Below are 1091 nucleotides of genomic sequence, written 5' to 3' on the forward strand. Positions count from 1 at the left end.
ATGGTGGGCAGCCCCAGCACGGGGTCTTGCGCCCCCACCACCATCAGGCTGAAGCCTTGCCACCGGTGCTGCCAGAAATCGCGGGCTTCACGCGACAGCGCCGCACCGGCGTCATCCAGAGCGGCAGGGACACGGTCAGGGAACGCACGCAGCGCAGCCCGGTAACCTTTGTCCGGAAAGGGGGCATCGTAGGCTGCGCATTCCGCAGCGCTCAGGTGCAGGTTGCCGCGTGCCAGCAGGCGCCCTACCCCGTACAGCGGCTTGTCCCGGCACATCGCACGCCAGTCCACAAAGCCCTGGGGCAACGGTGCATCGCCTGTGGCCAGCAGCGTGTTCATCACCAGCAGGCCGCCAAACCGCTCGGGCATCGCTATGGGCAGCGTGAGGCCCAGGATGCCGCCCCAGTCCTGCACCACCAGCACGACATTGCGTAGGTCCAGCCGCTCGATCAGCTCCAGCAGCACCTGGCGGTGCCATTCGAACTGGTGCGCACCTTCCTTCTTGGGCTTGTCGCTTTTTCCAAAACCGATCAGGTCGGGTGCCACCACGCGGTCGCCTGCAGCCAGAAAGGTGGGCAGCATGCGGCGATAGAGGTAGCTCCAAGCCGGGTTGCCATGCAGGCACAGCCAGGTACGGCGCGCATCGCGGGGGCCTTCGTCCAGGTAGTGCAAGCGCAGGCCCGCCAGACTCGGCAGGTCGCTGACGTAGTGGGGAGCCCAGGGGTAGCCGGGCAGGTTCGCGAAAGCCGCATCGGGTGTACGCAAGGCATCGTCACGCAGGGGGTGGCGGGCCAATGCCTCGGCGCGTTGCTGGCGGCGCCGCTGCGCAAAAAAGCGGCTCAGCAGGCCGCCGCACTCCTCGGCCAGCACCCCGCCCTGCACCTCGGTTTGGTGGTTGATCTCGGCATGCCCAAACAGGTTGAGCACCGAGCCTGCCGCCCCCGTCTTGGGCTCCATCGCACCAAACACCACCCGTGCCAGGCGGGCATGCAGCATGGCGCCACTGCACATGGCGCAAGGCTCCAGCGTCACATACAGGCTGCAGCCGTCCAGCCGGTAGTTGCCCAGGCGCAGCGCCGCAGCACGCAGGGC

1 protein-coding gene is annotated in these 1091 nt (G+C 67.6%); it reads right to left on the bottom strand.

Annotation, left to right across the window (positions count from 1 at the left end; genetic code table 11):
• Positions 1-1091 (bottom strand): haloalkane dehalogenase (locus AC04MI_RS25455; RefSeq protein WP_476499079.1); only part of this gene is annotated, 1091 nt, incomplete at both ends.

It is taken from the genome of Acidovorax sp. LjRoot204 (genome assembly GCF_056175785.1).